This is a genomic window from Acidianus infernus, from assembly GCF_009729545.1.
Lineage (GTDB): Archaea > Thermoproteota > Thermoprotei_A > Sulfolobales > Sulfolobaceae > Acidianus > Acidianus infernus.
Window position 1 is genome coordinate 53,809 of the sequence record NZ_WFIY01000004.1, and the last position, 16,381, is coordinate 70,189.

The 16,381-nt window shown below is 35.6% G+C and carries 16 protein-coding genes and 1 tRNA gene; 12 read left to right on the forward strand and 5 right to left on the reverse strand.

The window, feature by feature from the left end; all coding sequences use genetic code 11:
• Positions 1-24: 24 nt before the first annotated feature.
• Entirely contained in the window at positions 25-792 is a 768-nt protein-coding gene (locus tag D1867_RS00380; protein ID WP_155862327.1) for a hypothetical protein, read from the forward strand.
• Here the strand turns inward: D1867_RS00380 and D1867_RS00385 are convergent.
• The 3 genes from D1867_RS00385 to D1867_RS00395 form a co-directional block, all read right to left on the reverse strand.
• The gene (locus tag D1867_RS00385) at positions 781-2,622 is read right to left on the reverse strand and encodes an APC family permease (RefSeq protein ID WP_155862328.1); all 1,842 of its coding nucleotides are present in this window, start codon (positions 2,620-2,622) and stop codon (positions 781-783) included. The genes D1867_RS00380 and D1867_RS00385 overlap by 12 nt on opposite strands.
• A gap of 132 nt (positions 2,623-2,754) precedes the next feature.
• A complete protein-coding gene (locus tag D1867_RS00390; protein ID WP_155862329.1) occupies positions 2,755-3,510 on the reverse strand; it encodes a sulfite exporter TauE/SafE family protein in 756 nt (251 codons plus the stop codon).
• Between the two features lie 10 nt (positions 3,511-3,520).
• Positions 3,521-4,213 carry a phosphorylase family protein gene (locus tag D1867_RS00395; protein ID WP_155862330.1) on the reverse strand — a complete coding sequence of 231 codons (693 nt, stop codon included), beginning with the start codon at positions 4,211-4,213 and terminating at the stop codon, positions 3,521-3,523.
• 188 nt (positions 4,214-4,401) lie between these two features.
• On the opposite strand from D1867_RS00395, the gene D1867_RS00400 reads away from it, so the two are divergent.
• Together D1867_RS00400 and D1867_RS00405 are read left to right on the forward strand one after the other, a co-directional pair.
• Entirely contained in the window at positions 4,402-4,797 is a 396-nt protein-coding gene (locus tag D1867_RS00400) for a hypothetical protein (RefSeq protein ID WP_155862331.1), read from the forward strand.
• A 57-nt stretch (positions 4,798-4,854) separates the two neighbouring features.
• Positions 4,855-4,928, forward strand: a tRNA-Cys gene (locus D1867_RS00405).
• Between the two features lie 746 nt (positions 4,929-5,674).
• On the opposite strand, the gene D1867_RS00410 is transcribed toward D1867_RS00405, so the two are convergent.
• On the reverse strand, positions 5,675-6,931 hold the full coding sequence (locus D1867_RS00410) for a GTP-binding protein (RefSeq protein WP_155862332.1): 1,257 nt from the start codon (positions 6,929-6,931) through the stop codon (positions 5,675-5,677).
• Positions 6,932-7,024: 93 nt separating this feature from the next.
• On the opposite strand from D1867_RS00410, the gene D1867_RS00415 reads away from it, so the two are divergent.
• Together D1867_RS00415 and D1867_RS00420 are read left to right on the forward strand one after the other, a co-directional pair.
• The gene (locus D1867_RS00415) at positions 7,025-8,197 is read left to right on the forward strand and encodes a GTP-binding protein (RefSeq protein ID WP_155862333.1); all 1,173 of its coding nucleotides are present in this window, start codon (positions 7,025-7,027) and stop codon (positions 8,195-8,197) included.
• 32 nt (positions 8,198-8,229) lie between these two features.
• Positions 8,230-8,820, forward strand: coding sequence for a hypothetical protein (locus D1867_RS00420; RefSeq protein ID WP_155862334.1), 591 nt, complete (start codon positions 8,230-8,232; stop codon positions 8,818-8,820).
• Here the strand turns inward: D1867_RS00420 and D1867_RS00425 are convergent.
• Positions 8,807-9,049 carry a hypothetical protein gene (locus D1867_RS00425; protein ID WP_155862335.1) on the reverse strand — a complete coding sequence of 81 codons (243 nt, stop codon included), beginning with the start codon at positions 9,047-9,049 and terminating at the stop codon, positions 8,807-8,809. The two genes, D1867_RS00420 and D1867_RS00425, sit on opposite strands and share 14 nt — an antisense overlap.
• 214 nt (positions 9,050-9,263) lie before the next feature.
• Between D1867_RS00425 and D1867_RS00430 the strand changes: the two genes are divergently transcribed.
• From D1867_RS00430 to D1867_RS00460, 7 genes are all read left to right on the forward strand, one after another.
• Positions 9,264-10,226 (forward strand): NAD(P)/FAD-dependent oxidoreductase, encoded by a 963-nt coding sequence (locus tag D1867_RS00430; protein WP_155862336.1) that lies wholly within the window; start codon positions 9,264-9,266, stop codon positions 10,224-10,226.
• Between the two features lie 156 nt (positions 10,227-10,382).
• Positions 10,383-11,183, forward strand: coding sequence for a hypothetical protein (locus D1867_RS00435; protein ID WP_155862337.1), 801 nt, complete (start codon positions 10,383-10,385; stop codon positions 11,181-11,183).
• Positions 11,180-12,760, forward strand: coding sequence for an ABC transporter ATP-binding protein (locus tag D1867_RS00440; RefSeq protein ID WP_338077898.1), 1,581 nt, complete (start codon positions 11,180-11,182; stop codon positions 12,758-12,760). Before D1867_RS00435 ends, D1867_RS00440 begins: the two co-directional genes overlap by 4 nt.
• Positions 12,735-13,730 carry an energy-coupling factor transporter transmembrane component T family protein gene (locus D1867_RS00445; protein WP_155862338.1) on the forward strand — a complete coding sequence of 332 codons (996 nt, stop codon included), beginning with the start codon at positions 12,735-12,737 and terminating at the stop codon, positions 13,728-13,730. The genes D1867_RS00440 and D1867_RS00445 overlap by 26 nt, the downstream gene beginning before the upstream one ends.
• 1 nt (position 13,731) lies before the next feature.
• On the forward strand, positions 13,732-15,288 hold the full coding sequence (locus tag D1867_RS00450) for a phospholipase C (protein ID WP_155862339.1): 1,557 nt from the start codon (positions 13,732-13,734) through the stop codon (positions 15,286-15,288).
• 2 nt (positions 15,289-15,290) lie between these two features.
• The gene (locus D1867_RS00455; RefSeq protein WP_155862340.1) at positions 15,291-15,818 is read left to right on the forward strand and encodes a hypothetical protein; all 528 of its coding nucleotides are present in this window, start codon (positions 15,291-15,293) and stop codon (positions 15,816-15,818) included.
• Positions 15,818-16,378: a hypothetical protein gene (locus D1867_RS00460; protein ID WP_155862341.1), complete on the forward strand. Its 561-nt coding sequence runs from the start codon at positions 15,818-15,820 to the stop codon at positions 16,376-16,378. The genes D1867_RS00455 and D1867_RS00460 overlap by 1 nt, the downstream gene beginning before the upstream one ends.
• The last annotated feature ends 3 nt before the right edge of the window (positions 16,379-16,381 follow it).

Here is a 16,381-nt window from a genome sequence, read left to right on the forward strand (position 1 = left end):
CTTTACCTCCATTGCCGTGATAAAATGGATCAAGAAAAAATATTTTTTATACTTACTTTTTTACTTATTCTCTCGTCTTTAGTACTAATAATATATTCTGCACACGTAATAAGGATTTCTCACGAAAAGTTAACTCCGCCTTCTGCAAGAGTTGTTTCAGTTTACTTGTGCAATGGAAAGATAATAATTTCGTTGCTTCTAAATAATACAACTCCTTATCCCATAACAATAAACGGAGGTAAAATAAATATAGTACAAACAAATCAAACTATCTTAGTTGGGCCATCAACCTTGGTCAAAGAAGAGATAATTAACGTATCTGCTCCTCTTTTGCCTTCCTATGCATACTACTCTACTATCGGAATAAAAGGTTTAATTTGCGGAAATATTTCACAAAATAAGGTCTACATAACATTTTACTGCGTATCTCCAATTCACATAGTAAGTTACGTTAAAGTAATTCATCTTACCTATTTTAACGGTACTGCTAACGTCACTTTTTTAGTCTCGACTCCAGTAAACTCCACCGTCAATTTCATAAGGTATATTCAATTGGCAAACGACAACTTATCCAGGTTCGTTGCAGAGAATTTAGGAGAAATTTACATAGACCGCTCTCTTCCTGCTGGGACGCACAATTTTACTGTAAGTATAGAGTTTCCTATAGTTTTCTGCAACAGCTTGAAAAAAGGTTATACTTATACTTTCTTTACTTATCTTAACTTAACTTGCCATTATTTATATGAGAACGTAACTAAATGTCTTCAGATCTACTACATTTTAAGAAACTGAAACTCCTCTTTCCAACTCTTCTAAAGCCTTTGTTTTTATTCCGCTTTTTACTGCCAGATAGTGGAAAATTAATGTAACTATCCCTATGACTATTGTGTCCTCTGGGAAGGGAATTAGCTTAGCAGGTCCGAAGCCACCTAGATAAGATAACAATATCATTGCAAAGATGAAAGATATTAGCCAAATTCCTGCTCTAATTTCCTCCTTACCTTCCGCAGGAGATGACATATATACTGCAACAATATTGCTAGAAACTATAATCGCCATTGAAATTATGTAAATAATGAATGCTATAAGGTTATTTTCCACAAGATAGTCGCTTTGAACTAGGTAAAAGTAAGAAGTAAGAGGTATTAAGATAACGTCAGCAATACCTAGACTTATTGCGACTTTTTTCTTAACCTCTAAGATTTTGTGAGCATAATAACTGAAAAACAAAGGTAATCCAACAAAGATTGCTGTAACTACATAAAATAGAATGTGGAACCCTGACCAGTAAACTAAAAGACCTGCTGAAAGCGTAGCTAATGGAGCTAATATTTTACCTGCAGGAGCAACGTAAGGTCTGCATAAATCTGGAGCTAGTTTTCTCAACGTCTCCATTCCAATTCCGCCCATCATGTAAGTAAATACTGAGGCAGAGGATAATATAGAGGTTAATGTAACCCATGCTGGGAAAGGTAAGAGGAATATTGAACCTATTATTAAGGTAAGGATTAAAGAGGGCGTTGGCACTTTAGTTTTGCCTATCTTTAGAAAGATCTCCGGCAAATATCCGTTAGCTGAAAATGCGTAAATAGTCCTTGAAGCAGTTCCCATATATATCCATCCTGTACCGCTTGGAGACACAACTGCGTCCAATAATAGAATTATGGACCAAATATAGAATATTAGGAATACTAAGCCGAATACCTTTGATTCTCTAAATAGGCAGAAGAAAGGACCATTTGAGAGAGAAGTTGAAGCTAAAGCCTTCCAATCTCCGGGAGTTACTCCTATAGTAGACCAATTTAAACCTCCTATGAAAGCTACCTGCAAAAGTACGTAAATTATTATACCTACCAGAAGAGAACCTATAACAGCAAAAGGCAAGTTCTTTTTAGGATTCTTGGCTTCTCCAGAGTAATCAATTGGTTGCCTAAAGCCTAGGTAAGAGAATAGTATTCCAGCATTCGGTATTGCGAATAGAACTGCAGAAAATCCTCCATAACCGTGGCAGGTATAAGATGAGGAAGGTATGAAGTCTACAGTGAAGTTTGTTGGATGAAAATAGAAGACTAAAAGGATAACGATAGTTGCGGAAGGAATCAATAACTTCCACCACCCAACTCCGTGAGATACTCTACCAAGGAACTTTACTCCAAAGTAGTTTATGAAGAAGAAAGCTACTAGGAACACGTAGTCTATTCCTATTCCTAGAGGTGTTAAAACTCCCTTACAAGCAAGAGACGGAACTAGCGATGATAGGTAGGTTACAGACGCTGTAGCTTCTGCCGCTGCAGATATTGAAGTTGATATTAAGTATGCCCAAGTCATGATAAATCCTACTAAACCTCCATGAGTATAATGAGGATATCTAGCTATTCCTCCGCTCTTGGGTATTGCAGAACTTATTTCGGCATAGGCTAAAGCAATAAATGAAATTAGAACACCTCCTATTATCCAAGACAGTATTGAAGCTCCTCCTGCATCCTCCGCAGCATATAATGTGGCAAATAACCAACCTGAACCTATTATTCCTCCTAAGCCAATGTAAAATAATTCCATTCTACTTAATGACTTACTTAATTTTTGATCCGATTCTGTTCCTAGGTCTCTAGCCTTTGCCATAATCTATAAAAAGTTTAAATGATTTAAAAATTCGTCTATATCTTAATGCATTACTAGAATACTATATATTATTCCAGAAATTTAGAATATCTTATGAATAGTAGAATATAGAGCATAAAAGGGATAAAAAATCTAAATCACTTTAAATAGTTCGCTTATTGAAGTTACTACGAATACACTACCAAGGAATATGTAAATATAAGAAGGTCTCATTTTGTTCGCCAATTTAGCAAAATAATATCCAGAAACTAGCGCAGTTAAGCCTATTATTACTGAGGCTATTATATCAGATCTACCAGAAATTGCGTAAGCTGCTGCACCACTTATTGCTGAAAATAACATAGCCAAAGTAGCCGTACCTATCATCCTCTTAACGTCTATAGAAAAGAGCAACATCATTACAGCAATGAACATTATTCCGCCACTAGCTCCTAAAGTGCCAGTAACTATGCCAATTAAGAAAGCTAACATTGGAGCTATAACGTAAGAGGCCGTCCTTAAATTTAGCCTTTTTATATTTAACTTAGGATTTCTAGACCTTTTGAAGGAAACATAAGCCATGTAAGCTGTAAATACTACAAATACTGATTCTAGAGCTCTATCCGGCACAGCGAAAGCTATTGCTGAACCTACTTGTGCGCCTATTACTGCTCCTAAGCCTAAAATAAGTGAAATTTTAAGATCAACATTCCCGTGCATAAAATATACAAAAATTACAGAAAGTGTAGTTATAACGTCGACTAATAAGCTGCTTCCTATAGCGTCTTGAAAGGATAAGCCCAAGTAGGACAAAGCTGGGACTACTATTAAAACTCCGCTAGAACCGGTAATTCCAGTTAGAGCGCCAACTGCTATTCCTATAATTATAAGAAGCCAGATGGGAATCATGGTTAAAAAATTATAGACTTTCTAATAACGCTTCCGCTATAATTTTCTCTGTCTTATTTATATCCTCTGCTGGCATGCTCTCTCCATTGGCGTTTCTGTAAATCAGATGAACCGATACTGCTTTAAACCCTAGGAGGTTGGATAGGAAGTAAAGTCCTGCACCTTCTAGTTCAACAGCTATGTGGTTCCTTGATGATAACTTGTCGAGAAATTCCTTACTATGAGTAAATAGCGCATCACTTGTAAATACGTTGCCTACTCTTACCTTTAGCTGCTTTGCTTTTAAGTTATTTACTACCTTGTTTAGTAGTTCGTAATCGGGAGTTAGTGCATAAGCTGTAAACTCTCCATTTAAGTACTGGTAGAAAGTTCCTCCTAAGTTATAAGAGTAACCTATTGGAACTACTACTTCTCCTGGCTTTACGTCTTTTAACCCTGTAGCAGAACCAAATCTTATAATTTCCTTAACTCCTAAATTGTAGAGGTCGTGGGTTACTAGTGTTAATGACGGTATTCCTATGCCGTGAAATACTACGCTTACTTTTTCTCCCTTGTATTTGCCTACGTAAGTATAGTATCCTGCAAACTCGCTTACTAACTTTGAATCTTCTAGTAAGCTACTTACAGTTCTCATTCTTTGGAGATTACCTACGATTATTGCCTTTTCTCCCAGGTCTCCCGGTTTTGCGGTTATGAGAGCCATAGGAAGGGATGGGTAACAAAGTTATATATGAGTAACTTGACCAGTGTAACGACATTAATCTTTTTATTAAAAAGAGGTATACTAACTTATAAAAAGAAAAAGAAAAGTTCAGACCGAAAATTTCTATGTAGAAGTATACATATTCAATAACTTGTAAGATTTATATTTTTAGAAATCTACTTTTAATTATGAATACCATAAATACTCTTTTCAAGTACTCTTTCGTTGATTTAATTGCCCTCATATCAACTTTTAGTCTAGGTTTTGCAAAGTCGTTTATCAATTTTGGAATTCTAGCTGAAAGTTTACTTTATCTTCACATTTCATTAGCACTAATTTCATTTTTGTTAGCGATAGTACTGCTAAAACTTTCTTTTAGTACTGGTCTAGAATTTCCTAAAATAGCGTCAATGGTAAGCTTTTCATCTATAGTACTAGCAGGAAGCTCCGGAATAACTTTCCTTTTGACAAATAACAACTTGTTTAGCCATATAATGTTAGGGGCATTCGAAGTAGCTTTAATCTCAACGTCACTATTGATAGGTTACTTAACTTGCTTCTTTAGGTTGTGTAAGAGATACTGAGCTAAGAACCGCTGAAAATTTTTTAAGGATAACATCATTTATTAATTACTTGGAAATGCCCCCGTAGGCCAGCAAGGTAGACCACCGGCCTGCAGAGCCGGTTGTCGCAGGTTCGAGTCCTGCCGGGGGCTTACATTTGCGGGATACCTCCAGTAGGGGGTATCCTACACTTTCTCATAAGTTTAAACTACGTCAGCTAAAGGATCGACATAATGCTCTTTCACATCACATTCTCTAACTTGTAAACGTAATATCGATCTTTTCTTTAGCGCATAATTATTATCACCATGTTTATTGGACCTTACAGAGATGGGGGTTAAGGGGGCGGAAAGGGGATGGATGGCCCAAGACGTTAATGACGCTCCTCCACAGCTCAAGTATGAGCAAACAGCAATAAGGGACTAGGTGAATGAAAGTCCCTCACTCTTCCAATGCTCTGAGCCACTCGAATCGATGGTGGGAACTATGAACACCTTGGGAGGGAACACTTCCAGGAGGAAGTCAGTCTTAAGAACAAGGGAACTTAAAATATCCATATCATCAGCTGGAGCTGGCTAATTAATTTAAAAATAATACAGATCTATATGATAAAAACTGACAAATCAAGAGAGTATTCAAATTTCTAGATTTCGGAGAAGTTAGTCCGAATACCTCGCAATAGTGAATTGTTAACATCTTGTCTAATTTCGTCTCCTCTTATCCCAGATTCTCTTTGAATTTCATCCAAAATTTCGTCTAAATCATGAGTTCTTATTTGTCTTACCAAAATTAATGAGTAAAGCTTCTAACGCTTTTTCTGCAGATTTTTGAGCTGTGGCCTGTAGAAAAAGTGTCAAGATCTTCTAAGGCTTGTTGAAACTGCTTTTCGCCTCTTCTCTCATAAAATGAATGCTCCCCAGATTTTGTTATTCTCCTCATAAGTTATTCCAGTGTTCCTTATTTCTCCGAAGACAGATATCTTATCAACTCTATCCTCTATTTTTACCTTCAGTCTTAATTTCTTGCTTTCCTCGGAAATTACGTCTTCAACCTTTAGTGCAGTCCTATAACCGTTAATTGTAGTGTAAAACTTAGTTCCTTTCTGTATTTTAGATGGAGGATTATAATACTGCTCATCCTTTAATTCAAACTCCTCCTGTATTCTCTTCATGGTATCCCTAAGGTCTAGGAGAGTTATTTCGCCATTGCTAAAGTATTCAAAATTGCCTAAAACTTCTCCACCCTTGAAGTTTAAGGGAAAGTTATCCCTTTCAAACCTTATTGCGATATAAGACGTTGGGTCTGCAGCGTAAATCTTTTGTCCGAATTCCTCAATCTGTATTACTTTTTGCTCACCGTAAGGAGTATTTAACACGTCGTTCTTCTGTATCTTTCCCGACATTACTCTACCGGCTAATACTTTAATATTCTCAGTAGGGTTCATTACGTCTCTGGCGTGAAAGACTGTCTTTGATGAGTTTATTCTAGTTTGAACAGTGCTTTCAAGGTTCTTTAATAGTTCCTCGTATTGACCTTCAGCTTGAATATCATTTATTCCTTTAACTATTATGGAAGAAGTGTAGTAGTAAAACCTTGCGTCAGTCATTCCTAGGATTTTGCCTATCCTATCAAGGTCGCTCTTAACTTGACTAACGTATTTATCATAATCCTTTTCCATGTCTATCTTAGTTATTATGACATGGAATTCTGGCGTTCTGCCAAAGGCTTTTCTAACTAGGTAAGTAGTAATTAAGTGAGTAAGCATCGTATTCTTAAGATAAGCCTTCTCCTTTATTTCATCAACCGGAATTGCGAAAAGCGTTGTATCGCTCTCAACTGTTGAAAGGTGAGCCTGATAAGTGTACCTATTATGACCTCCTATATCTATTGCTATTAATTGGAGGTCTCCTATTGTTATATTAACTGCGTGAGATTTGGAAGTCATTTGTCTAATTGTTTCGTCGCTGGTTATTTGTATAAGGTTTGCCAAATATTCTTGCACTGGGACTTTATACTGTTTATTATATATTTGGAATAATCTGGTCTTTTGAGCTATGTAGTCCTTGTTGGTTGAATATTTCCAAAGTAAATATCCTAAGAGAGTTGATTTACCAGAGTTGACGCTTCCCTCAATGTTGATGATAATCTTCTTCATAAAAAAATGAATGGAATATAATAATATAAATGTATTCTGTAATCGCGTTAAAAAGATAGTAAGTAATAAAAGGCAAACATTGGAGTATTCGTTATGTATTTAATTTCATTACTTGGCAACGGAGACACTGGTAAAACAACCTCATTCGCAAAATTCCTACTAAAGAACAATTACTTCCTAGAACACCAAGAAGAAGCAGTAAAAAACGCAAAATTCGACGCAGAAATAAACGGAAAACCAGAAGATTACTACCAATTCCTCCTCTATGTTTCACCACAAGAAAAAATAGAAGAAAGAACAATTTATACGGCACAAAAAATAATGGCATACTACCAAGGAAAATTCCTACCATTCAGAACAATATCTTACCTAAAATTCACAGGAGAAAAATACGAAAGAGTAATAATAGACTCACCATACAAAGACGGCTTCGCAAAAGGCTACGTCACTTTCTCCCTACAAGACATAGGAGGGCAGTTTGACCTATTTGACAAACAGATAAACGGACTAAGAATCTCAGACGCGGTAATATACTTCGCAGACGACAAAACAACACAAAAAGATGCAGAAAACCACGCAAAAATGATCTCAGCTTTTAAACTACCAACATTCGTGGTAATAAACAAAGAAGACATACTAAAAGAAAAAGCAGTAGACAAACTAAACATGATACTAACAACCTTTCAAGAGTATAAGATAAACGTGGTAGATAAAATAATAACATCAGCCCTTTACAAGGAAGAAGAAATAGTAAAATTCCTAGAAAATGCAATAAAATGGACAATACAAAAAGAAATAAAAACGTATGATAAAAACGTATTCGGAGTAATAAGAAACGTAAACAGAAGCATAGCAACAATGAGAGCTTACACTTCGCTTTCCATGCCGAAAAATTCTCAGCAATATCTTTACACTCAGAGGAAGAAAAGGTTCTTCCCTAATAAGGTTAAAAGCGTGGAATTTGCTCTTAAAGAAACAAGAATGATTCATAAGGGAGAACTTGTAGGAGTTGCTTTCTCCGAGAATCCTTTGCCTTCAGTTGTATTTAAGGAAGAAGAGCATATAAGAAACCCAATAACTAACATCCACTTGGAGAGACCTTTACAAGAAGGAGAAATCCTATTCTCTTCGTTTATACATTCAATAAAAGGTGAAAAATATGGTAACTTAATCCTTAATGAGGGGATAGGAGTTAACGAACTTTTCGTTATAGATACAATAAATCAAACCATTAAGGAAATTTACGACCTAACGGAATTCTTCTAAAATTTTTAAGGATTTAAAAAAGATGATTAATTATGAAAGTTTTGATAACTTATGGTAAAGATTTTCCTGCCCTAAAATTTGATAAAAAGGTTATTATAAAGTCTGGAGAAGAGTATAGAGCCTTTGATTTCTCCATCATTAAGGATTTTGATCAAATTTATACTTACGTTGATAGTCCTGCTTATGCTTTTGCCACATCACTACTTTATTCTAAGGATTATTTCATTGTTAAAAATCCTTACACTATGCCAACTAAAATACCTAGAGTACAAGTAAAGGAAATAAAAGACGAACTAGAAACCACTAAGGAAAAGACGGTCATAATAGCAGGAAGAGACTTAGTAAAGTCTGTAGTGGAGATCTACGGCGGAAGGAAAATAGATGAAAAAGAACCAGAAATTAATTTACTAAAAATGAAGAAGTACGAAGGTTATGCGATAATATTTACACCAACTACGCCATCAGTAATTTTAGATACATTAAACGTTGCTGATAAATATAATGTTGAGGTATTTCTTGTTGCACCAGTTATTGACACTACAAAGGAAGGTAGAATAACTTGCTATTTAATGGATAAGGAAATTAATAATATAAACGCCATAAAGTTCCTTAAGTTACATTAAGTTTTACGAAGAGATCTTTAACTTTCTCATTTAACTCTTTAATTTCAACTTCGTTAATCTCAATAGGAGTAGAATAACAGTCATGAATTCTAATTGCGTCAAGTAATTCCGAAAATTCACTCTCGACATCTATTTTCAGCTTCTTTTTCAAAAGCCTAAATAATCCAGCAAAATCAAGATACCATGGAATTTCTACTCCAGGAAGCTTAGCAACTAGAACTAAATACACTGCCCTAATATTGCCGAGATGTCATAATATCCTCCTTTCATGTTATAAACCGCAGCCTCTAGGAATTTTTTGCTCTAGAATGCAAATTAGCCGTAAATTCTTGCATAAAGTAAAATAGGATGAAGGTATTTATTCCTTTCTAGTTTTTCAAACTTTAACGAGAGATATATATTTGAGAATATCAACTTAAAAACTTCAAATGTAATATAAACATATGAGGATTGTTATTTTAGGTGGAGGATTTGCAGGATTATCTGCATTAAAAACTCACGATTCTATAATGATAGATAATAAAGATTACTTCATACTAACTCACAAGCTCATTGATGTGGTAAAAACTGGCGATCCTAGCATTGCAAAAATTCCATATCCTAAAGTTCTCAAAGCTACTGTTAAGTCAATTGATTTTAGAAAAAAAGTAGTAATAACTACTGCAGGAGAAATAGCGTATGATAAATTAATTATATCCTTAGGTTATTCGCAGAAACTTATTGAAGGTGCAGTAAAGTTCGAAAACATAGAGGACGCTTTAAGAATTAGGGAAGGATTGCTAAGAGCTAAAACTGTAGTTATAATAGGAGGAGGAAACTTAGGAGTAGAATTGGCATCCTTAGCAAGAGAAATGGGAAAGGAAGTTTACCTAATTGAGGGACAAAGTAGGCTATTAAATTTCATGTCTCAAGAATCTTCTGCCTACGCTGAAAAGAAATTAAGAGAGATGGGAGTTAATGTGCTGTTGAACACTAAGGTTGAGAGGATAGAAGAAAACACTGTCTATGCGGAAGATCAAAAAATAAGAGGAGATTTAATAGTATCTTCAATAGGGTTCAAAGGACCTTCGATTCTTAAAGAGGTAGGGCTAACTACTATAAATGATAGGATGGTTGTTAATGAATATTTACAATCTGTAGATCAAGAAGATGTTTACGGTGCAGGTGATTGTTCTACAACTAAGGAATTCATACCCATGTCTGCACAAGTTGCAGTACAGGCTGGAAGAACTGCAATGCTTAATGCAATAGGATTTGAAAGAAAGTTCTCATACCGTCAATATGCGATTATAGTTAGAATAGGTAACGATTATTTTGGAGATTTACTAGGTAAATTTGTTAAAGGAAGAGTAGCAGAATTGGCAGAAAAACTTGGAATATATAGGGCTATAAGATTATTAAAGTGAACTTTAGTACCAGCTTTAAAAGTTTTCAGATAATCGTACGCTGTAGTGGTATTACATTAAAAAGATGTATTTTTGGAACTATATAGATCTATATTTTTTACCCTAACTATAAAAGAAATCCTTTTTAATCATTATTCAAAGTAGACATGAGGAATTATGGGATTTAATGGTATAGCAGGAGCAGTAAATGAGCCAGGAGAAATACCTTGGGAACTCGTTCTATTATATTTCCTAGTCGCGTTAGCCATTGCGTTTCTTTTAGGTAAAAGGAGCGGAGGGTTAAAAGCATTTAACACCTTAGATTTAATATACATAGGAATAGGCTCAGCATTTGCTGTAGCTTGGGAATTCTATATTGCAGGTTTTTTAGACAGATTTATTCCGTCAAATCCTTTCGTAAGTGTTGGATTCTGGGGAAGGATTATAATAGTATTCATTGTTGCTGCACTAGTAAGAAAAGTTGGAGTAGGAATGCTCACGTTGTTTATTTTTGACGTTTTGAGCGACATATTTCACTACGGTTTTGGAGGAGAACCAATGTACTTTATTTACGAAACATTTACCTACGGGCTATTTGTAGATTTAATGATAGCTGCAACCGGTGGAAGAATATTCGGATTGCCAAACTTTGCTACAACAAAACCGCCTACACAGAATATCTCAAAGGACACAATGCAGTCAGCTGAGGAAGAGGAGAAAGATACTCCAACTAGGTCTACTTTAATTACTAAATTAACTTTTATAGTTGGAGCAATAGAAGGCGCAATAATTGGAATACTTTGGGCTTTTCCAGATCCAGTTTTTTACGACGGCTTCTTCAGACCATTTATTGAGGCTAAAATAGTTAATTGGGGCTACATCTACTATCATATTTACGCTTATATGCCAGGAGATGCATTAGCTGGGATAATTGGAGCTATTATAGCAATAATAGTAGCTAGAGCGGTGGGATCGTGAAGTTCGTTGAAATTAAAGATTTTCAAGTTACTTACCTAGGTAGAGGTAAGCCTTCTCTAGTAATAGATGAATTTGAAATAGAAGATGGAGAGTCGGTACTAATTGTTGGGAAATCTGGCTCAGGAAAATCGACGCTAGTAAATGCTATAAACGGAGTTATTCCAAATATGATAAATGCTCAAGAAACTGGAGAAATTTCAGTTTACGGTAAAGATCCTAGAAAACAGCCCATTTATGAGACTGCTAAGCTTGTAGGAACACTCCTTCAAGACCCTGAAACTCAAATTTTTAATTATACCGTAATAGACGAGATAGCCTTTGGTCCGGAAAATTTCATGCTACCTAAAGAGGAAATAATAGAAAGAGTATATGAAGCGTCAAAGCTTACTGGAATTTCTCACTTGTTACATCGAGACACTAACACTCTTTCTGGGGGAGAAATGCAGAGAGTAGCCTTAGCATCAATATTAGCAATGAGACCTAGGGCATTAATACTTGATGAGCCTACCTCTAATATAGATCCAAAAGGTACTGCAGAGATCTTCTCTTTAATAAAAAACTTTAGGCAAGAAAGGAGGAGTTTAATAATAGTTGAACATAAGCTTGAGAGAGTTCTACCTTACGTTGATAGGGTAGTCCTAATAGACAAGGGGAGAATAGTTCTAGATGTGCCAAAGGAGGAATTAATTGAAAGTTCTGATTTATTAGCCTCTGCTGGAGTGGAAATTCCAGATTATTATCTTTATTTAAAGAAAGTAGGAGCAAAAAGCCTTAGTAAAGAATTACTGAAGGGATATAAATACGTTCCTCCTCCCAGGAGAAAAGGTGAGAAAGAAGTACTTTATGCCAAAGTTAAAGTTTGGACTAAACAAGGTAAGACACTTGTAGATACCGAAATTTCAATAAAACAAGGAGAGATAGTAGCATTAATGGGAAATAACGGTGCAGGAAAATCTACTTTACTTAAGGCAATAATGGGGATGCTAGATAGAAAATTAAAGGCTGAGGTTAAACTTGTTGTAGAAGGAAAGGACTTAAGTAAAAAGGGACTTGCAGAAAGAGGAAGTTACATAGGCTATTTGCCTCAAAACTTTGATATAATGTTTGTAAAGAGGAAAGTTGAGGATGAAGTAGCATTTGCGATGAAGAATAGGAAAACCTTCTCTGAAGAGAAGTTGAACAATATCCTGCAAATGTTTTCCTTACAAAGAGTAAGGCACGATGACCCTCTTTTATTATCAATGGGGCAAAGGAGGAGAGTCGCAATGGCATCAATCCTTGCCTCTGGAGCTAAGATATTATTGATGGATGAACCTACTAGTGGACAAGATTGGTACCACAGAGAGATCTTAGGAAGAGAAGTCCAGAATTTAAGAGAAAAAGGTTACACATTCCTCATAGTAACTCACGATTCAAGGTTTGTTGATAAGTTCTGTGATAGAGTGTTGGTAATGAAAGAAGGTAAAATTGTATTTAATGGAACTCCAGAGGAGGCTTTTCTAAGGGAAGATCTAGGAATTTATCCTCCAACTGAATACGTGGTGACCAAGCTTGGTACCCTGGAGTTCTCTTTATGAAGATCCTTTTACTCAGAATATTATTAGTCTATTCCTATTCTTCTACGGAGTAGCTTTACCTATAGGTTTACTCCTAACGGTACTAGGATTAAAAGGATTAATGGAAATAACAAGGTACGAAAGCGGGAAAACTTTCCTTTACAAGCTTAATCCATTAACTAAGGTATTTTTTGGAATAGTAGTAATGTCAGTAGCAGCGGTAACTATATGGTGGATTGGTGCTATCTTAACTCTCGTGACAATGTTCCTATACTTGACATTAAATGACGGCAAAAAGAAGTTTGCTTACATTACTCTCCTAGTCTTTATTACAATAATAGGCTCAACGTGGAGCATTGCACCCTATACGCCTAATTCAGTACTGCAAATGGTATTCCCTTGCCCTACATCAAGCTATACTGTAGTCTGGGTATGGCCTTCGTATTTCGTAAATATAATGGGCTATGAGCCTCAATTAACTTTACAAGCACTAATTTACGGAGCGCAAATATCGTTCAGAATAACTTCAGTTTTAGTCTCTTCATTACTCCTTATACTAACTACTACGACATCTGACATCTTTAGAATGTTCTCTAAAGTGAAAGTTCCCCTTGCTATAACTTTCTCTATATTAGTTGGCGTAAAAACTGTACCAAGAATTTTTGAAATCCTAGATACTTCAGTAAAAATGCAGTTCATTAGAGGATTAGGATACGGAAAACCCAGAGTGTTATATCCTCTCTATTTCTTTTACGCAGGATTAATGGCAATTATACCCTCAATGGTTTACTTACTTAGAGGAGCAAAGAACCTTGCAATTTCAGTAGATACTAGAGGTTTTAGGGCTTATGAAAGTAGAACAATGTTAGTAAACTTGCCTTTTACTAAATACGACTACGCAATGTTTGCAGTCATGATAGGGCTTATAATCCTAGCAGTTCTAGCAAACATTTACGGCTTCGGAAGGAGCATTCCCTACGTGGGATACTAAAATGAAAAGAACCCTCATCATAACCTTTTTCTTAACAATCTTCTTTCTTTTACCCACTTTTCATGCTTCAACAACTCTAACTCCGATTAAACACGTTATCATAATAATCGAGGAAAATCACTCCTTTGATAATATGTTTGGAACTTATCCTTTTGGCTGGCCACCAATAGTTAATAACATAACTCTTTCAGTAATGTGGCCCTGTGGTCTTTATAAGAATTATACACAATTAGAAAGTAGTAAGAACGGAGAACTCTGCTGGATTTCCGTTCCAAATGTTCCATGGTTACCATTCTTAGGTAGTAGTCATCCGTATTATGCCAACGCTTGGGACACAGTAGACCCAGGAGAAGGGTGGTGCTTATATCATGGAGACTACTGGTTTGGCACTTACGACGGCTTCGTTTATTATTCTGGGCCACAGTCGATGGCTTATTTCTCTTACCAGCAAGTTGGAATATTGTGGGATTACGCTGAGGAATACGTTCTTGCTGATAACTATTATTCTCCAGTCCTTGGTTTAACAGAGCCTAACAGAGTTGCCTACATGACTGGATTTCCTCCAAGCTTTTATAGTGACGACGCTTGTAATGTTATTCCATTTAACGAAACAATAATGTATCAACTCTGTGAAAATAACATAAGCTGGGGCTATTTCGTTTACGATTATTCTGGTTGTATTCCTTGGCCAATGGGAGCATTTATAGGAATACAAAATTACATGAATCACTTCCACGGACTTAACGCATTTCAAGAATATTTGCAAAATAATTCATTACCTGCAGTTAGTTGGGTTATGCTAATCAACGGATACGACGATGAATACGACATGCATCCTCCTTATAATGTAACTGCCGGAGCTGTAAAAATTTCTCAGATAATCAATGAGGTAATGAGAAGCCCAGAGTGGAACTCTACCGTCATTTTCATAACATTTGATGAAGGCGGAGGATATTTTGACCAGGTAGTTCCTCCCGCAATAAATTATTATGGACTTGGTCAAAGAATTCCTCTTTTGATTATTTCGCCATATGCAAAAGAGGCATGGATAGATAATTACACGCTAAGTGGGTATACCTTGTTAGGATTTATTGATTATAATTGGCATTTACCTTGGTTAACAAAATGCGTAGAAAATAGTGACGTTCAAGGATTATTATGTGCATTCAATTTCTCGAGAGCTAGACCTCCAATAATACTTTGCCCAAATAACTGGACTTATCCTATACCTTTACAATATCCTGTGCATTACGGTTACATTGCTGTAGTTCATCCTTTGCCTAGCTATGCGTCAGTTTATCCAGAACCAGCAATTCAAATCCTCCTACCATTGGATTTAATAGGCTTTACATTACTCTTCGCATCGTTTAAGAAGAGAAATCTTACGCTCTACGCTTTGCTTTCCCTGCTAGTGGGTCTTGGAATTTCCGGTTACGTTTATTCCACAAACAGTATGTACAGTTTCGTCACCGACTATTTCGTTTACTCCTCTCTTATAGGCTTTCTAATATCCTCAGTATTAGCGTTAAAGAGGTATAAGAACGCATTAAGGAGGTAAAAATGGACGAGGTTGCCTTTTTAGCTTCTTTCATACCTTGCAGTTTTGAAGGCTTTGAAATGTCTCTTTTTTCCTATATTGCGTCTTCAAATAATAGAAAAATGGGGAATTTAGGAACCTTAACTGGAGTGCTCCTAGTCCTCTCTCTAATTTACTTAACTTACATTTTTCTCCCAGTGTTAATTACGGATACTAGTGAGTACATAATAAGGATGTCCTTAGGTTTTCTATTAATAGGAATGGCTACGCTGTTCTTTTTCAGAGATTATCCAGAAGCTAGAGGAGCCTTTTTAACTGCAAGTCTAGGAATAACTGCTGAAGGAATAGAAGTTGATATATTTACTGTAAGTTCTTGGATAATGACTGGAGATTATACTTGGGCTTTAATAGGTGGTATTCTAGGATTTATATGGAGTTTAATCACTTTCAGAATAGTCTCAGTAAAATTCCCTAAAAGGATAATGAAGAATGTGGCGGTAGGCTTACTTTACACAGTAGGTTTTATTATATTAACCAGCGGACTAATATGATGGAAAGATTAATTTCCATCATATTTCATCCGTCTATTTCATCATTCCTAGGCTTCCTTATTATATTTCTGGCAAGATGTAGAAGTTTACTAGCTTTTGCAGATATAATTTTCTTCTTTTCAATTCTACCTTTCTTGATAACACTAGTTATGTGGAAACTAGGAAAGATTTCCGATTTGTTTGTAAGCAGAAGAGAAGAAAGGGCAAAAGTAATTATTATAGTGCTAGTAGGTTATATACTAGGTAGTGCATTCCTATATTATTTCAATTCCTCACCTATCTTCTTTTACCTCAGCATAGCTTACATTGTCAATACATTAGTAATATTATCCATCTCGCTCAAGTATAAAATAAGCATTCACGTAGCCACAATCACGGCAATTTCTACGGCATTAACAATGATTCTAGGAATAAAGTTCATTTTCTTTTACTTGTTTTCAATAATTATAGGTATTGCAAGAGTTAAAATTAAAGCCCATACTGTTGACCAAGTTTTGTCTGCGTTTATAATATCAATTATTGTGACTTTTATACAATTAAAAATATATCTAGGAGAATAAAAA